Genomic DNA, 612 nt, shown 5'->3' with positions numbered 1-612 from the left:
GGAAGAAAAATTTTATTTTTTTAATTGGACTCATGAATATTCTTTTTCCAAAGAAGCGCTGTCGAATTGTCGTTGGTATGAGCGGAGGGGTTGATTCTACTGTGGCTGCTTTGCTTTTAAAAAAAGAAGGATTCGATGTAATAGGAATCACTCTCAAGGTATGGACAGATTCCTGTATGAGCCGTTCATTAGAGAAATGTTGTGGACCTGAAGCAATCAATGATGCTAGAAACTTGGCCGCTCAAATTGGCATTCCTCATTATACAATTGATGAGGCGGATTTTTTCGAAAAAGAGGTTATTCATTATTTTTTAGAGGAATATAGACAGGGAAGGACCCCTAATCCTTGTGTGAAGTGTAACGAGAAAGTAAAATTTGGGAGGCTCTGGTCTAAAGTCAGGGCTTGGGGGGCAGAATACATTGCCACAGGTCATTATGCGGTTGTGGAGCATCAGGACGCTATTTCTCCAAGGTTAAAAAAAGCAAAGGACAAAACAAGGGACCAATCTTATTTTCTTTTTTCTCTTTCTCCTTTTCAGCTTTCTAGAATACTTACTCCACTAGGCCATCTCGAAAAGAAAGAAGTAAGGGCTATTGCAAAAGAAGCGGGTC

1 pseudogene is annotated in these 612 nt (G+C 39.7%); it reads left to right on the top strand.

What is annotated here, in order from left to right:
- Positions 1 to 32 precede the first annotated feature (32 nt).
- Positions 33 to 612, top strand: a pseudogene (locus tag A7Q09_RS11080) (tRNA 2-thiouridine(34) synthase MnmA); the annotation flags it as partial.

The organism is Methylacidiphilum sp. Yel, assembly GCF_004421185.1.
Classification (GTDB): Bacteria; Verrucomicrobiota; Verrucomicrobiia; order Methylacidiphilales; family Methylacidiphilaceae; genus Methylacidiphilum.
Note: the sequence above shows the minus strand (reverse complement) of the source record. Positions and strands in the feature narration are given on the sequence as shown.